The 21,516-nt window shown below is 60.4% G+C and carries 30 protein-coding genes; 29 read left to right on the forward strand and 1 reads right to left on the reverse strand.

The genetic code is table 11. The features are described 5' to 3' along the window. Nucleotides 1-22 precede the first annotated feature (22 nt). The 12 genes from CYG48_RS04900 (at nucleotide 23) to CYG48_RS04955 (ending at nucleotide 7,920) form a co-directional block, all read left to right on the forward strand. A complete protein-coding gene (locus CYG48_RS04900; protein WP_118849357.1) occupies nucleotides 23-235 on the forward strand; it encodes a hypothetical protein in 213 nt (70 codons plus the stop codon). Further along, entirely contained in the window at nucleotides 232-852 is a 621-nt protein-coding gene (locus tag CYG48_RS04905) for a hypothetical protein (protein ID WP_118849358.1), read from the forward strand. The genes CYG48_RS04900 and CYG48_RS04905 overlap by 4 nt, the downstream gene beginning before the upstream one ends. Next, complete coding sequence (locus tag CYG48_RS04910; protein ID WP_118849359.1) at nucleotides 849-2,243, forward strand: DEAD/DEAH box helicase; 1,395 nt, start codon at nucleotides 849-851, stop codon at nucleotides 2,241-2,243. The genes CYG48_RS04905 and CYG48_RS04910 overlap by 4 nt, the downstream gene beginning before the upstream one ends. Next, on the forward strand, nucleotides 2,240-3,214 hold the full coding sequence (locus tag CYG48_RS04915; protein WP_118849360.1) for a DNA-methyltransferase: 975 nt from the start codon (nucleotides 2,240-2,242) through the stop codon (nucleotides 3,212-3,214). Before CYG48_RS04910 ends, CYG48_RS04915 begins: the two co-directional genes overlap by 4 nt. Further along, nucleotides 3,211-4,668, forward strand: coding sequence for a DnaB-like helicase C-terminal domain-containing protein (locus tag CYG48_RS04920; RefSeq protein ID WP_118849361.1), 1,458 nt, complete (start codon nucleotides 3,211-3,213; stop codon nucleotides 4,666-4,668). Before CYG48_RS04915 ends, CYG48_RS04920 begins: the two co-directional genes overlap by 4 nt. Continuing rightward, the gene (locus tag CYG48_RS04925; RefSeq protein WP_118849362.1) at nucleotides 4,668-4,988 is read left to right on the forward strand and encodes a hypothetical protein; all 321 of its coding nucleotides are present in this window, start codon (nucleotides 4,668-4,670) and stop codon (nucleotides 4,986-4,988) included. The genes CYG48_RS04920 and CYG48_RS04925 overlap by 1 nt, the downstream gene beginning before the upstream one ends. Beyond that, nucleotides 4,985-5,761, forward strand: coding sequence for a DNA cytosine methyltransferase (locus CYG48_RS04930; RefSeq protein WP_118849363.1), 777 nt, complete (start codon nucleotides 4,985-4,987; stop codon nucleotides 5,759-5,761). The genes CYG48_RS04925 and CYG48_RS04930 overlap by 4 nt, the downstream gene beginning before the upstream one ends. After that, nucleotides 5,758-6,249 (forward strand): helix-turn-helix domain-containing protein, encoded by a 492-nt coding sequence (locus CYG48_RS04935; protein WP_118849364.1) that lies wholly within the window; start codon nucleotides 5,758-5,760, stop codon nucleotides 6,247-6,249. Before CYG48_RS04930 ends, CYG48_RS04935 begins: the two co-directional genes overlap by 4 nt. Beyond that, nucleotides 6,246-6,695, forward strand: coding sequence for a hypothetical protein (locus CYG48_RS04940; RefSeq protein WP_118849365.1), 450 nt, complete (start codon nucleotides 6,246-6,248; stop codon nucleotides 6,693-6,695). Before CYG48_RS04935 ends, CYG48_RS04940 begins: the two co-directional genes overlap by 4 nt. Continuing rightward, complete coding sequence (locus CYG48_RS04945) at nucleotides 6,692-7,309, forward strand: hypothetical protein (RefSeq protein WP_118849366.1); 618 nt, start codon at nucleotides 6,692-6,694, stop codon at nucleotides 7,307-7,309. Before CYG48_RS04940 ends, CYG48_RS04945 begins: the two co-directional genes overlap by 4 nt. Before the next feature lie 184 nt (nucleotides 7,310-7,493). Continuing rightward, complete coding sequence (locus CYG48_RS04950) at nucleotides 7,494-7,676, forward strand: hypothetical protein (protein WP_118849367.1); 183 nt, start codon at nucleotides 7,494-7,496, stop codon at nucleotides 7,674-7,676. A 13-nt stretch (nucleotides 7,677-7,689) separates the two neighbouring features. Next, nucleotides 7,690-7,920, forward strand: coding sequence for a hypothetical protein (locus CYG48_RS04955; protein WP_118849368.1), 231 nt, complete (start codon nucleotides 7,690-7,692; stop codon nucleotides 7,918-7,920). A gap of 68 nt (nucleotides 7,921-7,988) precedes the next feature. Here the strand turns inward: CYG48_RS04955 and CYG48_RS04960 are convergent, their stop codons facing one another. Next, a complete protein-coding gene (locus CYG48_RS04960; RefSeq protein WP_118849369.1) occupies nucleotides 7,989-8,177 on the reverse strand; it encodes a hypothetical protein in 189 nt (62 codons plus the stop codon). A 63-nt stretch (nucleotides 8,178-8,240) separates the two neighbouring features. Here CYG48_RS04960 and CYG48_RS04965 point away from each other — a divergent pair, with 63 nt between their 5' ends. From CYG48_RS04965 to CYG48_RS05045, 17 genes are all read left to right on the forward strand, one after another. Continuing rightward, nucleotides 8,241-8,396 carry a DUF3309 family protein gene (locus tag CYG48_RS04965; protein WP_118849370.1) on the forward strand — a complete coding sequence of 52 codons (156 nt, stop codon included), beginning with the start codon at nucleotides 8,241-8,243 and terminating at the stop codon, nucleotides 8,394-8,396. A 206-nt stretch (nucleotides 8,397-8,602) separates the two neighbouring features. Then, nucleotides 8,603-9,037 (forward strand): hypothetical protein, encoded by a 435-nt coding sequence (locus tag CYG48_RS04970; RefSeq protein ID WP_199925224.1) that lies wholly within the window; start codon nucleotides 8,603-8,605, stop codon nucleotides 9,035-9,037. Then, nucleotides 9,037-10,626, forward strand: coding sequence for a terminase family protein (locus CYG48_RS04975; protein ID WP_118849371.1), 1,590 nt, complete (start codon nucleotides 9,037-9,039; stop codon nucleotides 10,624-10,626). The genes CYG48_RS04970 and CYG48_RS04975 overlap by 1 nt, the downstream gene beginning before the upstream one ends. Next, a complete protein-coding gene (locus CYG48_RS04980; protein ID WP_118849372.1) occupies nucleotides 10,626-10,841 on the forward strand; it encodes a hypothetical protein in 216 nt (71 codons plus the stop codon). Before CYG48_RS04975 ends, CYG48_RS04980 begins: the two co-directional genes overlap by 1 nt. Continuing rightward, entirely contained in the window at nucleotides 10,841-12,511 is a 1,671-nt protein-coding gene (locus tag CYG48_RS04985; protein ID WP_118849373.1) for a portal protein, read from the forward strand. Before CYG48_RS04980 ends, CYG48_RS04985 begins: the two co-directional genes overlap by 1 nt. Before the next feature lie 62 nt (nucleotides 12,512-12,573). After that, entirely contained in the window at nucleotides 12,574-12,747 is a 174-nt protein-coding gene (locus CYG48_RS22415) for a hypothetical protein (RefSeq protein WP_199925225.1), read from the forward strand. Between the two features lie 44 nt (nucleotides 12,748-12,791). Continuing rightward, the gene (locus CYG48_RS04990; protein WP_118849374.1) at nucleotides 12,792-13,070 is read left to right on the forward strand and encodes a hypothetical protein; all 279 of its coding nucleotides are present in this window, start codon (nucleotides 12,792-12,794) and stop codon (nucleotides 13,068-13,070) included. Between the two features lie 309 nt (nucleotides 13,071-13,379). Continuing rightward, nucleotides 13,380-13,772, forward strand: coding sequence for a hypothetical protein (locus tag CYG48_RS05000; RefSeq protein ID WP_245450415.1), 393 nt, complete (start codon nucleotides 13,380-13,382; stop codon nucleotides 13,770-13,772). Beyond that, nucleotides 13,696-14,670: a hypothetical protein gene (locus CYG48_RS05005; protein ID WP_245450417.1), complete on the forward strand. Its 975-nt coding sequence runs from the start codon at nucleotides 13,696-13,698 to the stop codon at nucleotides 14,668-14,670. Before CYG48_RS05000 ends, CYG48_RS05005 begins: the two co-directional genes overlap by 77 nt. A 100-nt stretch (nucleotides 14,671-14,770) precedes the next feature. Next, nucleotides 14,771-15,379: a hypothetical protein gene (locus CYG48_RS05010; protein WP_150132690.1), complete on the forward strand. Its 609-nt coding sequence runs from the start codon at nucleotides 14,771-14,773 to the stop codon at nucleotides 15,377-15,379. 160 nt (nucleotides 15,380-15,539) lie between these two features. Continuing rightward, on the forward strand, nucleotides 15,540-16,373 hold the full coding sequence (locus tag CYG48_RS05015; RefSeq protein ID WP_118849377.1) for a phage capsid protein: 834 nt from the start codon (nucleotides 15,540-15,542) through the stop codon (nucleotides 16,371-16,373). A gap of 13 nt (nucleotides 16,374-16,386) precedes the next feature. Further along, entirely contained in the window at nucleotides 16,387-16,692 is a 306-nt protein-coding gene (locus CYG48_RS05020; RefSeq protein ID WP_199925226.1) for a hypothetical protein, read from the forward strand. Between the two features lie 77 nt (nucleotides 16,693-16,769). After that, a complete protein-coding gene (locus CYG48_RS05025) occupies nucleotides 16,770-17,321 on the forward strand; it encodes a hypothetical protein (RefSeq protein ID WP_118849378.1) in 552 nt (183 codons plus the stop codon). Nucleotides 17,322-17,326: 5 nt separating this feature from the next. Continuing rightward, nucleotides 17,327-17,980, forward strand: a complete 654-nt coding sequence (locus tag CYG48_RS05030; RefSeq protein WP_118849379.1) for a hypothetical protein — start codon at nucleotides 17,327-17,329, stop codon at nucleotides 17,978-17,980. Continuing rightward, nucleotides 17,981-20,650 (forward strand): hypothetical protein, encoded by a 2,670-nt coding sequence (locus CYG48_RS05035; protein WP_118849380.1) that lies wholly within the window; start codon nucleotides 17,981-17,983, stop codon nucleotides 20,648-20,650. Further along, entirely contained in the window at nucleotides 20,643-21,023 is a 381-nt protein-coding gene (locus CYG48_RS05040) for a hypothetical protein (protein ID WP_118849381.1), read from the forward strand. Before CYG48_RS05035 ends, CYG48_RS05040 begins: the two co-directional genes overlap by 8 nt. Then, a complete protein-coding gene (locus CYG48_RS05045; protein ID WP_118849382.1) occupies nucleotides 20,996-21,511 on the forward strand; it encodes a hypothetical protein in 516 nt (171 codons plus the stop codon). The genes CYG48_RS05040 and CYG48_RS05045 overlap by 28 nt, the downstream gene beginning before the upstream one ends. The last annotated feature ends 5 nt before the right edge of the window (nucleotides 21,512-21,516 follow it).

Below are 21,516 nucleotides of genomic sequence, written 5' to 3' on the forward strand. Positions count from 1 at the left end.
TCTTCTCCCACACGGTGACACGATGAGCATAGACATTCGTATCCAAGCCAAGGCGGCACAGATCCTCCAGCACGAGGCTGAGTTTCATGGTGTCACGCCGACAGCGATCACCAAGGCAGCGATCGACAAGCTGCTCACCTCTGGCATGCTGCGGGACTTCCTGCAGGGCGTGGATCTTCAGAGCTATCAGGAGCGCCGCCGCGGCCGCCCAGCGAAGCGGAGGATCGGCCAATGAAGGTTCTCGCTTTCGACACCTCGAAGACTGCCGGTTGGGCCTTCTACGACACCACGAAGCACATATCTTCGATCGTCTGCGGCGTTCTCGAGTTCCCCGACAAAGCATCGATCGAATACTGCGCCGATCAGATGGGCCTCAAGGTCACGAAGCTGATCCGCGAGTTCAAGCCCGATTTCGTCATCATGGAAGCTGCGTTGAAGATGAGCCCGGGCGGCACGCTCGCCACCGTTGTCTCCTGCATGCTGCATGGCGCGGTTCTCTCCACCGTGGCGAACTTCGGCATCCCGTGGGGCACGATCTCGTCCGCTACCTGGCGCGTCATGTTCTACGGCAAGGGCTTCAAGCCGCCGCAGAAGATCCACCAGCTGAAGAAACCTGACCCCAAGACCGGCAAGATGGAGCGGGTTGAGAACCTCTGGAAAGAGGCGATCGTCGCGCAATGCGAGCGCGAGGGCATCGTTCTCCCGTCCAAGAAGACCATCGCCCACAATGCCGGCGAGGCTGCCGCCATAGCGGTTTGCTGGCGAGGCGCCGAGATCCACGCCGGCCGGTACCGCCCCGCCTTCCAAGGCTTCCTACAGAACCGTAACGAGCGCCAGGGAGCGGCCGCATGAACGCCTATGCCGACTTCCTCGCCCGCAAGCGCATGGTTGACCCCGCAACGGGGATTATGGCCGATTTAGACCTGCCGGCAGTCCTCAAGGATCACCAGCGCGATATCGTCCGGTGGAGCCTTCGCCGCGGCCGCGCTGCTATCTTCGCCGGCACTGGCCTTGGCAAAACCCTGATGGAGCTCTCATGGTCAACCCAGGTGGCGAACTTCACCGGCAAGCCCGTGCTGATCTTCGCGCCGCTCGCAGTCGCAGCCCAGCATATCCGCGAAGCTGGCAAGTTCGGTATCCCGGCGCGGCTTGTGGCATCGCAGAGCGAGTGCGGCCAGGGTATCAACATCACGAACTACCAGAAGATTGATCACTTCGACCTATCGGCATTCGGCGGCATCGTCATTGACGAGAGCTCGATCCTCAAGAGCACTGACGGCAAGTACCGGAACCGGCTGATCGAGGAATGCTCGCAGGTGCCGTTCCGTCTAGCCGCGACCGCCACGCCGGCCCCGAACGACTTCATGGAGCTCGGCAATCACGCGGAGTTTCTAGGCGTCATGTCCTACACCGATATGCTCGCCACGTTCTTCACCCATGACGGCGGCGATACGCAGAAGTGGCGGTTGAAGGGCCATGCCGAAACAGAGTTCTGGAAGTGGATGGCCTCGTGGGCCGTCATGCTACGGATGCCTTCGGACCTTGGCTACGACAATACCGGCTACGACCTCCCGCCGCTTCGCTACACCTCGCACCAGGTGCAGGTTGACTATGCGCCGAGCATGGAGACGGGCCTGCTATTCCCCATGGAAGCTCGCACACTGCAGGAGCGCATAGCGGCCCGCAGGGATAGCGTGGGCGAGCGCGTGAGCCTCGCGGCATCCATCACACCAGCCGATCGTCCCTTCGTCTGGTGGTGCAATATGAACGGCGAGGCGGAAGGTCTGGCAAAGGCTATCCCGGGCGCCGTCAACCTGACGGGATCAGACACGGACGACGTGAAAGAGCGCAAGATGGTGGACTTCTCCGAGGGCCGCATCCGGGTTCTCATCACGAAACCATCGATCGCCGGATTCGGGATGAATTGGCAGCATTGCGCCGATACCGGCTTCGTCGGGCTCAACGACAGCTTCGAGCAGGTGTTTCAGGCCGTTCGCCGGTTCTGGCGATTCGGTCAAACCAAGCCCGTCAATGTCCATTTCATCGCGTCCGAGATGGAAGGCGCTGTGGTCGCCAACCTTCGGCGCAAGGAAGCAGACGCCGAGCGCATGGCCGCCGCGATGGTCATGCATATGGCCGACCTATCGAGCCAGGAAGTCCGCGGCATGGTCCGCGATCGGCCCGACTACAACCCCACAATTCCAATGACCTTACCAGCATGGCTGACGGGAGAAGCAGCATGACGATCAATGCAGTCAACCAGGTGGTGACAGACCGCTATGCGATCTACGAGGGCGACAGTTGCGAGCTTATCCGCGCCGTGCCGTCCGACACCATTCACTTCGGCATCCACTCCCCTCCCTTTGAGGGGCTCTACAAGTTCAGCAACTTCGATCGGGATATCTCGAACAACGATGGCGACGGCTTCTGGACGCACTACCAATTCCTAATCCAGGAGCTTCTCCGGGTGACGATGCCCGGGCGCATCCACGCCGTGCATTGCATGCAACTGCCGACGAGCAAAATCCGCCACGGCCACATCGGCATGCGTGACTTCCGCGGCGAGATCGTCAGAGCGTACGAGGATGCCGGATGGATCTTCCATTCCGAAGTCTGCATCTGGAAAGACCCCGTCGTCGCGCAGCAGCGGACGAAATCGATCCGCCTGCTTCACAAGCAGATCACGAAGGACAGCACCATCAGCGGGCAGGGACTTGCGGACTATATGCTGATGTTCCGCAAGCCAGGCGACAACCCCGAGCCGGTTGAAGGCATGTTCGACAGGTACGTTGGCTATGGCAACGAGCCCGCCAGCATCAGCAGCCGCATTGCTTCCGGCAAGTCACCAGCGGACGCGGAGAAGTGGTTCTCCATCGAGGTATGGCAACGCTACGCCTCGCCAGTCTGGATGGATATCAACCAGACCCGCACCCTCCAATATCGCGCTGGCCGCGACGAGAAGGACGAGCAGCACATATCGCCCCTGCAGCTCGACGTGATCGAGCGTTGTATCGAGCTATGGAGCAACCCGGGCGATGTGGTTCTGACCCCGTTCCTTGGGATTGGCAGCGAAGTCTATGGCGCCGTAGCGGCCGGCAGGAAGGGGCTCGGGTTCGAGCTCAAGCCGTCCTACTTCCGCCAGGCTGTGCGCAACATCGCGGATCTCGATGAAGCTAAGACAACGGACATTTTCGCTATGGATGGCGCAGCATGAACGTGCCATACCGCGACCCTCTGCCGTCGAACATCGAGGCCGAGCAGGCGATGCTTGGCGCGATCCTGATCAACAACGAAGCCTTGGCGGCCGTGCCGACGACCTTCGCCGTCTCACACTTCTTCGAGCGCATTCACCAGAACATCTATGATGCCATCCTCCGCGGTCGCGCGGTCGGCAAGAGCATGAACCCCGTCACCGTCCGCTCTTTCATGGCGCCCGAGTTCGCCAGCGCCAAGATCGGTGACATGACAGTTTCGCAGTACCTCGCGCGTCTGGTGGTGGATGCTGTCAGCGTAGGCGGCGTGCCAGGCTATGCGGACGCAATCACCGACTATTATCACCGCCGCGAAGCTATGTGCATCGGTGATGAGGCGCACGACGCTGGTATTAAGGCGGCTGACGAGCTCGAGTTCATCGACCGGATCAAAGAGTGCCGGGACAAGCTGACCGCGATCGTCGCCTCCATCGAGAGCCGTAACGAGCCGCAAGAGACGCTTGCTGATATGATCGATGACAGCCTCGATCGGACCAATGACGCCGTACGTGGGGCGGCGCCGGTAGGTCTTGACCCTGGCATCCCTGAACTGACCGCTCTCACCGGCCCATGGCAGCGCAAGCAGCTCATCATCATTGGCGGCGGCGTGAAGCAGGGCAAGACCGCGCTCGCCATGCAGTGCATGTTCAATCTGGCTGAGAAGGTGCCGCTAGGCCTCAACAGCGGGGAAATGAGCCGCATGCAGATCGTCATGCGTGAGAAGGCTCGCCGCACTGGAATATCCTCCACGCGCCAGCAACGCGGCACTGTGAGCGATCGCGAGGTTGAGGAACTTTTGAGGGCAGGCGAGGAAATGAAACGCCTCAAGCACCTCGATATCGACTGCCGGCGCATGACGCTCGACCAGATCGACCAGAAGATCACCCGCCTGATCGGTGAGCGTGGCATCGAAGCCTTCTTCCTCGACCACATCGGCAAGATCCAGTGGACCGGCAAGATGGAATACGAGGACGAGTTCAAGCAGGGCCAGCGTGCCACATCGATCCTCAAGGATCTGGCGCAGAAGCACGATATCCCGATCATCGCGCTCACCCACCTGAAAAAATCGACGTTCTCTGACTACCAGGGCCGGACCTACAAAGAGCGGTTGAGCGCCGCAATGAACCGGCGCCCGACATATCGGGATCTGGTCGGCAACATGGACAAGGACGCTGACCAGGTTCTGATCGTGTTCCAGGCCCGACCGATCATCGCCGGCATGGAGCCCGCGGAGCAGTCCGACGACTATCCGGTTTGGGAAGACTATATGACCCGCGTCACTGGCAAGGCCGAGATCATTCTTTCCCTTTCCCGCGAGAGCGAGTTCCCACGACGCAAGGAAATCGCGTGGGACGGCAAATCCACCAGCTACGGCCCTCCATACAAGCAGGCCCAGAACGCAAAGGAGCTGTTCTGATGAACAAGTACAGCGCCTATCCGCAGCCGGTACCGGGAGGATTCCGCGTGATGATGCGGTTCGCCCGGGACAGCCACCCGAAGCCCGTCATGGGGCCGGAAGAGAAGCCGGTGATCTACCCGACCGAATCCGCGGCATGGAAGGCATGCGCTCACCATCTCCTCCGATACCTCAACTTCCCGATCGTAGCGGGAGAGGTGGAGCATCATCCGACATTGAAGGAAGCAAGGCGCGAGGCGGCGAACAAGCTCTTTCTCGGCGGCGGCAAGACCGTTGATGTCGAGGTAACGGGCAAGGAACGCAGGGAGGCAAGGGTATGAGCGCCTACTACAACGAGTTCGACCCGTACGCGGCCCAATGGCTGCGCAACCTCATCAGCAAGAACCTTATCGCGCCAGGCGATGTTGACGAAAGGAGCATCGTGGATGTCCACCCCGACGACCTTAGAGGCTATACGCAGTGCCATTTCTTCGCTGGAATCGGCGGATGGTCCTACGCGCTACGTCTTGCCGGATGGTCCGACGATAGAGCGGTGTGGACCGGAAGCTGCCCCTGTCAGCCGCTTTCGCTCGCGGGCAAACAAAAAGGCCATGCCGACGAACGACACCTCTGGCCCGCTTTTCACGATCTTATCGAAGAGCGCTGCCCTGCAGAGGTCTTTGGAGAGCAGGTTGCGAGCCCGGATGGGCGGGAATGGTTCGCCGGAGTACGTGCTGACCTGGAAGACCTGGGATATGCCTGCGGGGCCGCCGATCTGTGCGCTGCGGGCATCGGCGCGCCACACCCTCGGCAAAGGCTGTATTGGGTGGCCTACCTTGATCAAGCGGGACGGGGCCACGCTTCTCCGCGCCCGGAGAGCGCCGAACGCCACAGGTACGGAACCGATGGCTTGGGTCGGTGGATTGGTCACTGGGATCGTGACGGAGAACAGAGCCGGTTTGCGGATGGAAGTACCCGTCGGACTAAATCCGGAGTGGGCATCATGGTTGATGGGTTTCCCGGTCGAGTGGACGCAGTCGGCGCCTTCGGAAATGCGATCGTCCCTCAGTTGGCAGCCGAGTTCATAAGCGCAAGCGTGGAGGCCCGCCCATGAACGCCCACGTCCAATCACCCATGACCTACGCCCAGCGCCTACAGGCCGAACACAAGGCGCGACAGGCGCGAATGAGGGCCGCTGCGCGCCGCGTCCCGCAGGATCCGAAGGTACTCCCGCCAAAGCAGGACTACGTGCGGACCATGGCCAAGCAGATCCCGCTCTGGACGATGGAGCCAATCCACTTCGATGACCATGTGAAGGCGCTCGATCGCTGGCGGGCGGAGATATTCCTGGCACCGGCAAGCCCGCTGCGGACCTACATCAAGCGCCGCTGCGAAGAGCTCGACGTCGAATACCGCGCCATCATGAGCGTCACCCGTAGGCGCGATGTGGTGGAAGCCCGCCAGCTCATCATGTGGGAGATCAAGACCCACGTTAAGCCGGAGATCACCTTGCCAGAGCTCGGCAGGCTGTTTGATCGCGACCATACGACGGTTCTGCATGCCGTGCGCCGCGTGGAAGAGAAGAGGGCGAGGGGCGAATGAGCTACCCAGACGCCGAAGCCATCTTTGAAGAGTTCGGCATCGTCGTGGTGCCAAAGAACGTTTTCCCAGCGGTTGGGCAAACACGGGCAGTTGCAACACTTCACAGGATAGCCAAGCGTCACGGTGAGGAACACGCGAGGTTTGTCGTCATGTCCCTTGCCGACTGCGCCAACAACCGCGCGGCTCTCGATGAAACGGGGCTTTGGGCAACCTCCGACATCATCCTGGCGTTTCGGAAGAACTACCCGGCGATCATGGAGAACGAAGTCTCCCGCTTCCTGAGCTTCTTTGACGCGATACCGGTCGGGAAGCTACAATACTGGCTGTTCGGGCTGGACGGCATCACAAACAAGCGTGCGGCCCTTGTAGGCCTTATCTGGGAGCGTGCCTGCCGCGTATTTGGCGATCCTCAAACCGAGATGTTCGACGGAAGGAATGCAGCATGACCGAAGACCAGATCAAGGAACTGTTCATCAAGGCGGCCGAAGTGGATGCGAAGCTGCCAGACACCGCGCGGCCGGCGGCACTCCGGGCTATGAACCACGGCTATGTGCATGACACTGCCGACATGAACGGCTGGTTCGCAGAGGACAAACACGACGCCAACTGGGCCTGGCTGGATCCGAACAAGCTCCGCAACTCGCGCAACGACATGGGCTTGTGGCAGGCCGCGATGGAGATCATCAAGCTTGTGCCGAACGAACAGCACCGCCGCGCCCTATGGGCATGGGCTCGATCAGAGGCAGGTGGTCAAGCCTTCGCCAAGTGGTGTAAGAACGTGGAAGGGATTAGCCGGCAGGTCGGAAATTACCGCCGGAACATGGCGATTTTACAAATTACGCGAGCATTCGCCCGCAAGCCATTGCAGCATAACGAAAACGAGGAAGCCGACCACTTTACTTTTGACCCGGAAATCGGGGATAAAAGCTCTAACATCAGAGTTTGGCGCCCAGACGAAAGCAAGCCCATCTGCGGGTTTGATGAAGACCTTCGAGACTTCTCTTGGGCAGCCGCTCAGAATGAACGCCGCAGGCAGCGCGAGAAGCGGAAGGCGGCATAGAAATCGGGAAGGCAGCATCGTAATACGGTGGCGCATTCGAAACGCCACGAGGTCGGGCGCTTCTGTGAAACGCGGAAGTTAGAACCTTGGAAACCCGGATGCTGAAAAGAGTAGTGCTGCTCGTCCCTTCCCGGTCTCCATTCAGCCCCGCCTCGCGCGGGGTTTGTCGTTTCAGGAGAGAGCGATGAAGATCATCAAGCAAGGGAAGCACCCGGGCGAGAAGGTCTACCGCGGCACGTGTCGAACTTGCTCAACTGAGATCGAATTCGAACGTCATGAAGCTCGCTACCAGGTGGATCAGCGGGACGGCGATTTTCTGCAGATTGCATGCCCGACCTGCGGAGAAGATATCAACGTGAGCGCCTAGACAGAGGCAGATCATGTACATCAACTACCCAGATCACGAAGCCGAGCTGGAAGCCATGAACTTCCTCAACGAGCGAACCCGTCACTGCCGGATCGGCAAGGTGACGCGCAAGTGCCGCACGATCCCGTCGCTAGATGACATCATGCGCCCGCAGCCGCTGTTCCCAGCGCCGCGCGTATTCGAGCAGCACCCCACCCATCCGTGGTGGATGCAGGGGCCGTGGTGCGGACAGGCGGTTCAGTAGAATAATCGTACCGCGAGATGCCAAGGCCTCACCGGCCGGTAGGAATCGTTTTGCGCGTCAGGCGCGAGCTATTCGCCGCACCCGTTGTCCTTCAACAGCTTACGCTTGAGTTCGATTTTTGAGCGGTAGTCGGCGATTACTTCAGCGTCAGTTCGCGTCTCGTTTCCATCCCGCGAAAGACCAATTAGCTCGATGGTGCGGATGTTGTGCTCAAGCTCATCAATGTCCTTTCGCCACGCTGCACATTTGTCTTCCATCCCATCCTCCGAAGGTTAATCACCGCGATAAGCTCGCGCGTCTCCAAACAGAAGGCAAGAGCCATGCTCGGCACAGTGCTTCTCATCATCCTGATCCTGCTCCTCGTCGGCGCTCTTCCTGCATGGCCGTATAGCCAGGCATGGGGGTATGGGCCGACCGGGGGTCTCGGTCTGCTCGTCCTGATCCTCCTCGTGCTGCTGATCATGGGGCGCATTTAAGCGTGGCTTGGTTCAAGTCCCGCAAGACCCGCCTACGCATAGCTTGGTCAATGTTCTGGTCATCCCTCGTCGGGTGGCCTCTTTCCATATGGCTCACTGACGAGCCGATATTCATCCTCAGCCTTTCCTGGTTCGCAATCACCGCCACCGCGTACGATGTGATCTGCACCACGGAACTGAAGGACGAGTGAAAGCTGAGTAACAAAATGGCTGGTGGACGCCCAAGCAAATACGACCCCGCATATTGCGAGCAGGTCGTGGAGCATATGAAGGATGGCGCGAGTCTCACGTCTTTTGCCGCCGAGATCGGCGTGGCGAGGTCAACCATCAACGAATGGATCGACCAGAACTACGAGTTTTCGGAAGCCGTAAAAAGGGCGAAGGCGAAATGCGCGGCCTGGTGGGAGGCATTGGGCCGTAAAAACGCCCAGCAGGGCGGCGGGAACGCAACGCTCGTCATCTTCGGGCTGAAGAACATGGCCGGTGAAGATTGGCGTGAGCGGGCTTCTATGGAGCTTTCCGGCCCAGCCGGCGGGGCAATCCCGATCGAGGATCAGACGGCGACACCACGTGCGCTTGCTCGGGAGATTGCTTTCGCACTTGCCGCCGGCATGAAGGCAAAGGATCCGGGTGAGCAATAATGGGTGCCGCTCAAACGCTGGACGATATCCTGCGGAGCTACAACGCTCTCCCGGAGGAGGATCAGCACAAGATACTTGAAGCGGCGCATCAACTCAGAGACGGCCGCCGGTGGCTGCCAAACCCCGGGCCGCAGACGGAAGCATACTTCTCCGAAGCCGACGAACTGTTCTACGGCGGCGGCGCTGGGGGCGGGAAGTCTGCTCTCCTCTGCGGCGTTGCTGTCAACGAGCACAAGAACGCGCTCCTGCTGCGGCGCATCTCCAAGAACCTCAAGGGCGTCAAGCGCGAGTTGCACGGCATTCTGGGGTCATACGACGGATTCAACGATCAGGCAGGTGTCTGGCGCCACGGTAACGGTGTCATCGACCTTGGTCACTGTGAGCACGAGGGCGACAAGGAGAACTATCAGGGCGTACCACACGACCTGAAAGGCTTCGATGAAATCACCCAGTTCACGGAGAGCCAGTACACATACATCATCGGCTGGAACCGATCGGCGGATCCCAAGCAGCGATGTCGGGTGATCGCCACGGGCAACCCGCCAACGACGGCAGAGGGCGGCTGGGTCATCAAGCGTTGGGCCGCATGGCTCGACAAGACCCACCCGAACCCGGCCAAGCCTGGCGAGCTGCGCTGGTACACCACGGTCGACGGGGAAGATGTCGAGGTCGCGAATGATTATGTGGGGCCCAAGGGCGAGAAACCCCGGTCACGCACATTCATCCCGGCCCTTCTGGAAGACAACCCGGATCTTGCGGAGACCGGATACGCCTCCGTTATCGAAGCCATGCCAGAACCGCTGCGCACGATGATGCGCGAGGGTAGGTTCGACGTAGCCACCACAGACGATCCTTGGCAGGTCATCCCCACGATGTGGGTGCAGGCCGCCATGGCACGCTGGACTGATACTCCGCCTGAAGACGTTCCGATGACGGCTGTTGCCGCGGACGTTGCGCAAGGTGGTGCGGATAAGACGCAGATCCAGGCGCGCTACGGCTGGTGGTATTCGCGCTTCGACAGTTACCGCGGAAACGAAACACCTGACGGGCCAAGCGTAGCCGCTCTCATCGTCAAGAAAATGCGTGACCGCTGCAGGGTGGTTGTCGACGCTGGCGGTGGTTATGGCGGCGACACGCTCACGCAGCTGGCACATAGCGATATTGATTGCTTCGGGTTCAAGGGCGGTTCTGCGTCTGGATCCACCACGAGAGACGGGCTGTACCGCTTCAAAAACCTTCGGGCGCAAACCGCCTGGCAGTTTCGTGAGGCGCTCGACCCAACCTACGGCAGTCGCATAGCACTGCCTCCTGACCCTGAACTGCTTGCTGACCTATGCGCTTATCGCTTCGAGATCAGAGCGTCGGGCAGGGGTGAAGAAATCGTCGTCCTTCCAAAGGAAGACATGAAGGAAGCCCTTGGTCGGTCTCCTGACAAGGGCGACACGACCATCATGCTCCACGCTTCATCGCTAGGCGGTTTGAAACGCCCCAAGGCGGCGCAGGAGCGCAGGGAAGAGAAACGCCGGTCATTCCGTGCCGTCACGGCGCAAAGCGCGCTCAAGGACAAACTGAGAGGAAAGAAACGCTGATGAGTGGCCTCAAGAACCTATTCTCCAAGCCAAAGATGCCAGATCCCGAGCCGCCGGCCACCATGCCGGACGACCAGGACGAGATCACGAAGCGCGCGCGCCGCAAGCAGATGACCACGACCAGGGCGGAAAGCAGCTCGGCACAGACGAGGCTTGCCCCGGTTCCGGGCACGATCGGCAAGGAATTTACTCGCTCGACGCTTGGTGCTCGCTGATGTCTGACCAACAGGGCCGTGACCTTCTGGAAATGGACGAGCGCATGTTCTCTGCAAAGGAGAGCATCGACGGCCTTTGGCAAGAGATCGCGGAATTCTTCTATGTGGAGCGAGCCAACTTCACGCAGGAGATCAACTACGGGGCTGAGTTCGCGGCACACCTGACGGACTTCTACCCGACACTGGTCCGGCGTGAGCTTGGCGACCAGATTGGTGCCATGGTTCGCCCTGCCGACCGTCCGTGGTTCAAGGCTGCGGCCTCCAACGAGGATATCTCGCGCGATCGGGCAGCTGCGGAATACCTCGAGTTCATGACCAACGTAAACCGGGCCGTGCTCTACTCGCGAGACAGCGGGTATCGCCGCGCGGCCAAGGAGAACGAGCACGATTTCGCAACGTTTGGCATGGGCTGGACGCAGGTCAGCTACAACAAGAACCGCGATAACCTGCTGTTCAAGACACACCACCCGAAGAACTGCGCCGGCGCCGAAGGGCCTGATGGTCAGGTCTGGCACGTCCACCGCAAATGCGACATGCGCGCCCATGTGATGGCGCACCATTTCGGGGAGGGCAAGCTTCCCCAGTCGGCCAAGAACGCACTGCGGGACAAGGACATCAACACCGCGTTCAAGCTGCGGCACGTCTTTATCCCGCTTGATCTATACGAGCCCTACCGCAAGTTCCCCAAGGGCGCAAAGTGGGCCGACGTCTATGTGACGGAAGACGGTACGATCCTTCAGGAACTGCCGGCCTTTACCTTCGACTACATCGTGCCGCGCTGGCAGACGGTGAGCGGCCATTTCTACGCTTTCAGCCCTGCAACGATCATTGCTCTGCCCCAGGCTCGCATGATCCAGCGCATGATGATGACCATCATCGAGGCAGGGGAAAAGCAGGTTGACCCGCCGCTGATCGCCACGGAAGACGCGCTGGTAAGCTCTGCGGACATCACCGCGGGCGGCATCACCTACATCGACAGCGAATACGACGAGCGGCTTGGCGCTGCTCTGCGCCCGATGGAGCTTGGCAAGAACGTCGGTCTCGGCGTTGACCTCATCACCGACGCCCGCCGCATGCTGGCCGATGCCTTCTACATCTCGAAGCTTCAGCCGATGGCCTCTGCACAGCAGACCAAGACGGCCTACGAAACCTCGCAGATCGTGCAGGAATACATCCGCAACGCCCTGCCATTGTTCGAGCCGATCGAGGATGAATGGACGGGCCGTACGCTGGATCTCGTCACCGAGAAGATCATGCGTGCCGGCGGATATGGGCCGGTAGACCGCAATGGTATCCCGGAAGACATGCCTGAAATCCTGCTCGGCCAGAACATCACCTACGAGTTCAACAACTCGCTGAAGGAAGCGCGCGACCGTCAGGTGGTTCAAGGCTTCATGGAGAGCGGCCAGCTTATCGCCCAGGCGGCTCAGATGGATCCGTCGCTCGTTGCAGAGGTGGACGTTCGCACGGCTTTCCGCGATGCCTTCGCAGCGGTGCCTAACGCCCGCGCTGACTGGCTTGTTGACGAGAAGCAGGCGCAGCAGTCCCGCGAGGCGATTAACGCTCAGCGAGGCGCACAGGCGGAAATGCAGCAGATCGGAGACGGTGCGGCCGTAGCCGGTCAGGTAGGGCAAGCAGCCCAGCAGCTACAGGCGGCGATGAATGGGTGAGGTCGTCTATACCGATGGCGATCGCATCCTGACGGAGCGCGGCCAGCCAGAACGAGGACTGCGTGCAGTGCCTCGAACGTCTCCTCCAGAAGGCCAAGGACGGCGAGATATGCGGCGTTGCCGTCGCCATCCAATACACAGACCGATCGAATAGCGAGACACTTGCCGGCTTCCTCTGGAACCGCTCGGTGGTCGGCTCACTGCATTACCTGATGCGAAAGATCGGGCAGGACTGATCCGCGCCGGACGGCATCCGGTTTTACATTTCAGAGGTGAAGATATGCAAAGCGAATTCATCCGGTTAGAGTCCGTGGAGCCTGTATTCGGCACGCCTGGCGATATCGTTTGGGTGCGCCGCTCGGATATCACGATGGTCCAGCACGGGGTCATAGCGGGTACTGACGGCAACCGAAACACAGCAAGCGTGTTCGTCAAAGGAAGATCGGGAAGTATTACCATTCTGGTGCCCGAAGGCGAAGGGCAGTTCCCATCGTGCCTCAATCGCGCGAGTGAGCCCCTCGAAACCTACCGCTCCTCCAACCCGAACATCGGAGGGTGAGGGCGATGGTGAGCGTACGTACGCCGATGGTATTCAACGAGGCGATGTTTTGGGGCCGGTTACGCCTTCCATTCGGGAGAGTCATCCGCTTCGGTTATGACGGAGAAACAGACGAGTTCTGCGTCAAAGTCTATGGGAAGGAACGATCCAAGCACAACAGCCAAGGGCTATTGCGCAGCGTGGCGACTTTCTCAGTTGGTCCCAACTGCCGCTGGCTATTGAGGCCTCGTCTCTACGCTGATTTGTATACCGGGGAGCGAGTTAAGGGGGCGCGGGCGATATGGGAGTCCAGGCGATCATCGGAGGGTGATGTTGGCTGAACGCCGCTACCTCCCTTGGCTCCCCGTCACGGTCATCGACCACGGGCAGCCGGCAACACACCTCGAGCTTCGCAAGTCTGACGTGGCCGCCCTTCAGGCAGTCAACGCAGGCATCGCGAACGAGGGGCAGCAGAAACAAGCAATTGCCGCGATCCTCCACATGGCGGCGGTCAACGACCTCGAATTCCTCCCGGATGAGCACGGCGGAGACAGGGGCAGCACCTTCAAGGGCGGCATGCGCCACGTAGGGCTCCAGCTTCGCAAGCTGCTCACCCACAGTTTAGATTTACTCGCAGGAGATCCAGATGGCGGACGAAGCCAGCACGACCGACGTACAGGCAAACCAGCAGACCAGCGGAACGCAGACCGGTCAAAGCAGTGATGCTACGACCACCGCTCAGCAGGGCGCTGATACGGCTACACAGGGCGGCGGTGACAGCGGCACGATCACAGACAAGGGTGCAGGGCAGGAGACGCAGGGCACCGACGCTGGCGATCTGCAGCGGCTTCGCGAACAGTTGGCCGGCGGCGATGAGAAGTTCCTGAAGCATCTGGAGCGGTACAAGTCCGTCGACGCGATCACGAAGATGGTGCGCGAGGCTCGCCAGGCCGCTCAGAACGCCGGCAAGCCGATCATGCTGACCGACAAGTCAACCCCGGAAGAGGTGAAAGCCTTCCGCGAAGCCTACGGCATCCCTGAGGACCCGGCCGCCTATCCCGGCGACTTCCGGCAGGACTTCAAGGCTTCCGACGCGGACAAGGCGATCCTGGGCGAATTCAAGCAGGCCATGCACTCCCGCCACGTACCGCCGGCGGCCGCTGCTGCGGCGCTGGAGTGGTACCAGGACTTCGCCACGGCCCAGCAGCAGGAGCTCGACGGCAACCTCGTGAAGGTCGCCAAGGAGACCCAAAGCTCGCTCCGTCAGGAGTGGGGCGGCGAATACGACGGCAACATCGGCGCCATCAACGAGCTGATGACCTCTCATCTCGGCAAGGACGGCTTTGAAGAGATGATGAGCCTGCGGATGACTGATGGCTCGCGCCTTCAGGACCACGCGCCCTTCGTCAAGATGATGGCCCAGATTGCCACCGACTATTACGGCTCGAACGCCATCTTCAACGGCGACATCGAGACGACATCCAAGACCCTTGAGGAGAAGATCGCGGAAACGCGTGAAGTCCAGACCAAGGATCCTGAGAAATACCGCTCTGCGCAGTACCAGGAATATGTTGCTGGCCTCTATGCGCAGAAGCAAAAGCTCGACGCCCGCAAGGGCTAGTCGTTGGAGACCTCGGCAAGTTGTGCTATAAAAGATGGGCCGCAAACGGTGTACCAGCACCGCGCGGCCCTGACCAAGCCAACCTGGATGAGAGGTCGAAATGGCTGCTTCACGTATATGCTCGGTTGCCGGATGCGGCAAGGTCGTCAAAGCACGCGGGTGGTGTAATGCGCACCATCGGCGGTGGATGAGGTACGGAAACCCGTTAGGCGGGACGACAGAGCAAGGAGCGCCGCAACGCTTCATCGAGCATTTGCTCGCCGCTGAACCAACAGAAGCCTGCATCGAGTGGCCTTACGCCACGCTCCCGAATGGTTACGGGCACCTTTGGGTTGATGGCGTGGACATCGTAGCGAGCCGCTACATCTGCGAGCGTGTGCACGGCAAGCCACCGACACCTGATCATGATGCCGCCCACTCATGCGGGAGAGGCAAGCAAGGTTGTGTCAACCCAGCCCATGTGAGTTGGAAGACGCGATCCGAGAATGAAGGCGACAAGGTATCCCACGGCACAAGCGGCCGTGGCGAAAACAACCATTTCGTGAGGCTTTCCGAGGAAGCCGTGAAGGAAATCATCTCCCTAAAGGGCAAAATGACCGGCAGGGAAGTTGGTGAAAAGTTCGGCATGACCAGATGGGCCATTTACAAAATATGGTCTGGTACCAACTGGGCGTGGCTGGAAACGGAAGACGCTAGCACCCCTCGATAGAGGCTCCTAGCGACCAATACCCCAATAGCTTTGCAAGAAGCCCCCGTTGGAAAGCAACGCGGCCCCTCAGTCCACGACTGAGGCACCCCGTCATGCGAGTACAACGGCACCCTTCGTTGCGTGCTCAGATCCCTCAACATCATCAGAAGGAACCCTGATCATGACATACATGATCACCGCGGCCCAGTACCGCGATGAATGGGTGCATGAGTTTCAGCGAGGCGAGACGTACCTCAAAGACACCGTGTCCCGAGAAACCATCACGCACGGCCACTCCTCGGCCGTCTTCGCAATCGCTGGTCAGTCCAGCGGCATGTCGGAACGCGGCGTCAACGGCCTCATCCCGACCCGAAACGCTACGGATCGGCAGGTCACTGTCGAACTGAAGGAAAAGCACTCGCTGGAGAACCAGACGAGCTTCAACGTTTTCACTTCCCAGGGCGGCAAGCTCCGTGAAGCGATGCAGAAGCGCTCCCGCATGGACGCAGTTCGCGAAATTGATGACGAGATCATCCGCGCGCTGTCGACTGCGACGAACGTCTACAACAGCGGCACGGCCATCACGATGACCTTCGCCCGGATGACGGACATCATCTCCGACCTCTGGGAAGGTAACGTTGATGAACGTGTGACCTTCCTGCACACGCCGAAGAGCTGGGCCCGCATGCTGGGCTGGCAGCAGTTCACGAGCGCCGATTATGTCGACCGCAAGCCCCTCATGGGTGACGCGCCTCGTCCGATCATGTTCGCGAATGCCTGGCACATGCTGCACAACGGCCTGACTGGCCGCACCACCAACTCGGCGGCGATGTACGTCTACGCCAAGTCGGCTGTCGGTCACGCTCTCGCTACCGGCGAGATCAAGGTCGCTGCGGGCTACAACGAGGAACAGGATTACTCCTGGGACCGTGCCACGATCTACCATCGTGCGGTCATCCTCCAGCAGGCCGGCGTGCTTCGTGTCAACCACGATGACTCGGCAGCCATCAGCTAAGGAGGCTTGAACAATGGCTTATGACCCCAAGGGCCTCCACAACATCATTCCTGGCATGTCCAACACGAATGATCGTCTGTGGATGCTGAACACGACCGATGCAATCGCGACGGTCAACACGTCGAACTACATCTCCGATGGCAAGAGCCGCGGCATGATGCAGGGCGACACGGTGATCGTGAAGGTGCGGGCAAGCCTGCCTCTTGGCGATGTTTCCGCCCAGTACCTCGCATGGGTCAAGGATGTCGGCACCGGCACCGATGGTCTCGGCGTGGACATCACGGACGGCACCGTCATCGACGCGACCGACACCGACTAAGCGAACCATGGAGGCTGGCCTGCGCTGGCCTCCACCCCTCGCATGCCCTCCCTTTCCATTTCAGAAGGTGAAAACCTATGAACGCCAAGGTTCCAAAGCTCGGCGGCGGTGATCGATTCCAGCCGGCCGACTTTTCCATCCAGCGCTTCGCAGCCAAGGTGCCGGTTGGCACCACGCTCGAAGACGTGATGAACCCGGAGTACTTCTCCAACCATCTCGATCGCATGAAACCCGGCATGGAAATCACCGTCCTGTCGGAAGACAATACCCTGGACGTGCGCCTGCGGGTTCTCTCGATCACCAAGACGACGGCCACCCTTCGCGTGCTGGACGACTACAGTACCGCCGAAGAAACCAATTCCGCTGCGCTGAAGGGCACCGGCGGGAAGCAGGGTAAGCCCCAGTCTTCGAAGCCGGCCAAGCCGGCAACGTCTGAAGGTGGCGAACAGGGCCAGCAGGGCTCCGGCGCCAAGATCTCTATCGATGACGTCAAGGTTGACCACGGCGGCCCGCACCACGGCTGGCGGTTCCAGCATGGAGGCAAGGTGGTCGAGAAGAACTTCGGCTCTCAGACGGACGCACAGGCCGCTGCTGAAGCATACGTCAAGAAAGCCAACGGCGAGGCCTGATCCTGATGGCAACGAGACTCGACGTCTATAAGCAGGCCGAACTCCATATCGGCAAGTCCACGATCACCGCGCTGACGGATGTCGTGGAAGCCCGGTACAAGTTCGATCAGGCTTGGCTTGGCGTGGTTGAGGAAGCCTTCAGTGAAGGCGACTGGAACTTTGCCAAGAAGACGTCGAGCATCACGGCAACCGCTGGCGTCCCGATTGATGGATGGGCCTACTCGTTCGACTACCCGGCGGACTACCTGCGCACCGTCAGCATGGCGCCGTATGCGGCATGGCGCGGCGATTTCTACGACTTCGCAGACCAGGGAGGGGGGCTCTACGCCAACACCCAGAACCTGACCATCACGTATATCAGCAGCGCATCGGTCAGCGACCCGACCAAATGGCCGACCATGTTCTGGCGCTATGTAGCGCTGAAGCTGGCCTATGAGACCTGCGAAGCCCTCACCAACGGGACTACGAAGCAGGCTGACCTTGAAAAGCGCCTGAAGAAGGCCCTGCGGCAGGCCAAGAGCGTCGATGCTCGAAACGAAAACAACAAGCGTCCGAAGGTCGGTTCATGGATGCGATCGCGCCACGGCTGGGGCGGGTCTAGCTCGCCTATTGTAACAACGCTCGGCGGCGAAATCGTGCCGGAAGAAGGCGACGTCTAAATGCCTCGTGTGAATGCTCCGCTCTATTCCCTTAATGGAGGCGAGGTAGGCGACGAAGCTTTGGCGCGTCTGGACCTTGAACGGCTCCAGTTTGCCGGCTCGCTGTACCTGAACATGCTCCCGCGCGTCATTGGTTCGATGACGCTTCGCCCGGGTCTTGAGCATATCGCGATGCTCGATCTAGGGCCGATCCAGTTCCTGGAATACGCCTATTCTGGCCGTAACGCTCTCCTGCCGGTCCTTTCCAACGGACAGATGAGGGTCATTAACGGCCGCTCGCTTGTGTCTCGCGTTGCTGTGTCCACCACGGTCACCAACGGGAATTTCGGTTCGTTCTCCGGCTGGACTGATGCCAGCACAGGTGGGGCGTCTGCTAGTGTCTCCAGTGGCGACCTCGTTCTTGTGGGGACAAGCCAGGGTCACGCCATTGCAAGGCAGGCGATTACGGTATCATCCGCAGACCAAACGAAGGAGCATGCCCTTCGGCTCGACGTCGAGCGCGGGCCGGTAACGGTAAAGGTCGGGACATCAGCAGGCGATGACGACCTGTTCAGTGCGCGCAACATTGATGACGGCGTTCATTCGCTCGCCTTCACGCCCTTCGTCTCAACGATCTATGTCGAAATCAGCAATGAGAAGGCCCGGGATGCAATCGTTGAGAGCTGCATGTTCGAAGCCGCCGGCACGATGGTCATCCCAACCCCCTGGCAGACGGAAGACCTAACGGCCAACCTCGTAAAATACCGGCAGAACACGGACGTGCTTTATGCCTCTTCAACCTACTTCCAGCAGCGCGAGATCCAGCGCCGTGGCGATACCTCGTGGGGCATCCAGCGCTACAAGGTAGACGACGGACCGTTCGTCGCAGCCGATACCACCGCAGCCATCAATCCGACCGGTTATGTGGGGACGATCAATCTCGTGTCGGATCGCCCGCATTTCGACAGCAAGATGATCGGCAGGCTTTACAGGCTCTTCCAGAGCGGCCAGGCCGTCTTCGAGACGTTCACGTCAGCGCCGGCCAACAGCGCAGCCATTCGCGTCAGTGGCGTTGGTGCGGCACGGACGTTCACCTATCAGCTAGGCGGCACATGGTCCGGCACAATGAGGCTGCAGGTAGCCCCGGATAGTGGGGGTAGCCCGGGGGCATGGACCGATGTTGCAACGTTTACGTCGAACGTAGCAAGCTCGTATACCGACCCTGACAACAACGTCATTAAATATTTCCGATGGGCGCTGCAGAGCGGTGACTACACTAGCGGGACGATTGGTTCGAACCTGATGTACCAGGGAGGGAGCCAGTCTGGCGTGGCCCGGGTTATCGGTTACACCAGTCCAACGCAGGTGACGGCGGAGGTGCTGAGCCGCTTCTATTCGCTCAACGCCACGTTCGACTGGGACGTATCCGTCTGGTCCGATTACGACGGCTGGCCGTCTGCGGTAGAGAATTTTGGTGGGCGGCTCTTCTGGGGTAAGGACGACTTGGTCTATGGGTCCGTGCCTGATGCCTACAAGAGCTTTGATGACCAGGTGGAGGGTGATTCCGCTCCTATCGCGCGAAGCATCGGGGCCGGCACGGATCGCGGTATCCTATGGCTGATCGGCCTGGAGCGTCTACTAGCGGGCACCGACCTGTCAGAAATCTCCATCAAGGCTTCCAGCTTCGATGAACCCCTGACGGCGTCTGCATGGTTCCCGGTTGATGCGTCGACGTTCGGAAGCGCGAACGTTCGGGCGGTCAAGGTGGACAAGGATGGCATCTTCATCCAGGCGTCCGGGACTGGAGCCTATCGTCTGGCCCAGAACCAGGGCGGTGACTACTCATCGGCCGATCTGATGGCTATGCACGAGCAGATCTGCGGCGGATCGAACATCGTAGACATTGCCGTGCAACGGCGGCCTGACACTACCGTCTGGTTTGTGCTCGCCAACGGCGAGGCCCGATGCCTCACCTATGAGCCGTCCGAGAATGTCATCGCCTGGTCTCGGGTGGTGACTGACGGGCAGTTCACCAACGTGGCGGCTTGCCGCGGGGCAGGGCAGGATTCGGTTTACTTCGCTGTGGTGCGAAGCGGGACGAAACGTCTGGAGCGGCTGGCCGACATGACGGACTGCCGCGGCGGCACGGTCAACTGCCTGGCTGACGGCTTCACTCGGTTCACCGCCACCGCCAGCCAGACCACGTTTTCGGTGCCTCACCTGAGCGGGAAGCAAGTCGTTGTATGGGTTGATGGCAAAGCAGTTCGGGATCAGTCGAACCTCGCCACGGTCACCGGCGGCAACGTTGTTATTCCGGCCGTGGCGGCAGGGAAGAGCGTCGTCATCGGTCTTCCCTATGTTGGCCGCTGGAAAAGCACGAAGCTCGCCTACGGGGCCGGTGGTGGCACTGCGCTCTTCCAGCGAAAGAAGGTTGCGCAGCTCGGGCTGTACCTGGTGAAGACGATGCTCGACGGCCTTCGGGTCGGCCGAGACTTCAACACCCTGCGGCAACTGACCACGACGAGCAAGGGTGCTCCAATTGCTCCGGGCACGCTGCAGGAGGCGTTTGACGCGGACCTGATGCCTATCAGCAGCGATTGGGACACCGATAGCCGTGTCTGCATCGAGGCACGCGCGCCTTACCCCTTCACTGCGGCTGGTCTTGTCATGGATGTGACGACCAATGGCTGAAATCGTACCGGCAACGGACGATGATCTGGCCCGCGCATCAGGCGGCATGCAGTTCTCGTCCCGATGGATCGGTAAAGCAATGCACAAGGGGCGCCTAGTGGCGGCGATCGGCGGCGTATTCGAGGTCGAGGAAGGCGTGTGGTTTGGCTTCCTTGAGCTTCCGAGCCACGTTCGCCGGCCTTCTGTTTACCGGCATGTGAAGGACGTGCTGGCGCAAGCGGTCGAGCAGGGCGCTACGACTATTCGAGCAACGTGCGACATGCACATACCGCGAGCGGAAGAGATGATGCGTCGGCTGGGATTCGAGCCGACGGATGAAGAACTCAATGGCAAGGTGATCTGGACGTGTCAGGCTTCGAAACTCTCGCGCTGATTGCCGGCGGTATCGGTACGGCCGTACAGACCTTCGGCACCATCCAAGCGGGCCGCGAGGCTAACGCTCGCGCCCAGTATGAGGCCAAGGTGCAGGAGCAGCAGGCCGATGAAGCCTACGCCGCCTCTCAGCGTGACGCAGCGGAGAAGTATCGGCAGGGCCGTCTCATGCTGTCCCAGCAGAGAGCCGCCATCGCTGGCTCTGGTGGAGACCTGACCGACCCGTCTGTGCTCGACATCATGGGCGACACGGCGGCCGAAATCGATCTTGCCGCTCGCACCGACATCTACAAGGGCGACCAGCAGGCGCGGGGCTACAATGACGCCGCGAAGAACAGCCGAATTTCCGGCAAGAACGCCTTGAACGCCAGCTACATCAGCGCCGCCGGCAGTCTCTTCAGCGGGGTGTCGAATATGTACAGCCGGTTCGGCCAGCAGGCTCGGTCGACAAAGCCAGCATCGGGCTCGACGCGCCCGCTTTACGGGTGAAGTGA

Origin of the sequence: Neorhizobium sp. SOG26, assembly GCF_003491345.1 — a bacterium.
Taxonomy (GTDB): domain Bacteria; phylum Pseudomonadota; class Alphaproteobacteria; order Rhizobiales; family Rhizobiaceae; genus Neorhizobium; species Neorhizobium turbinariae.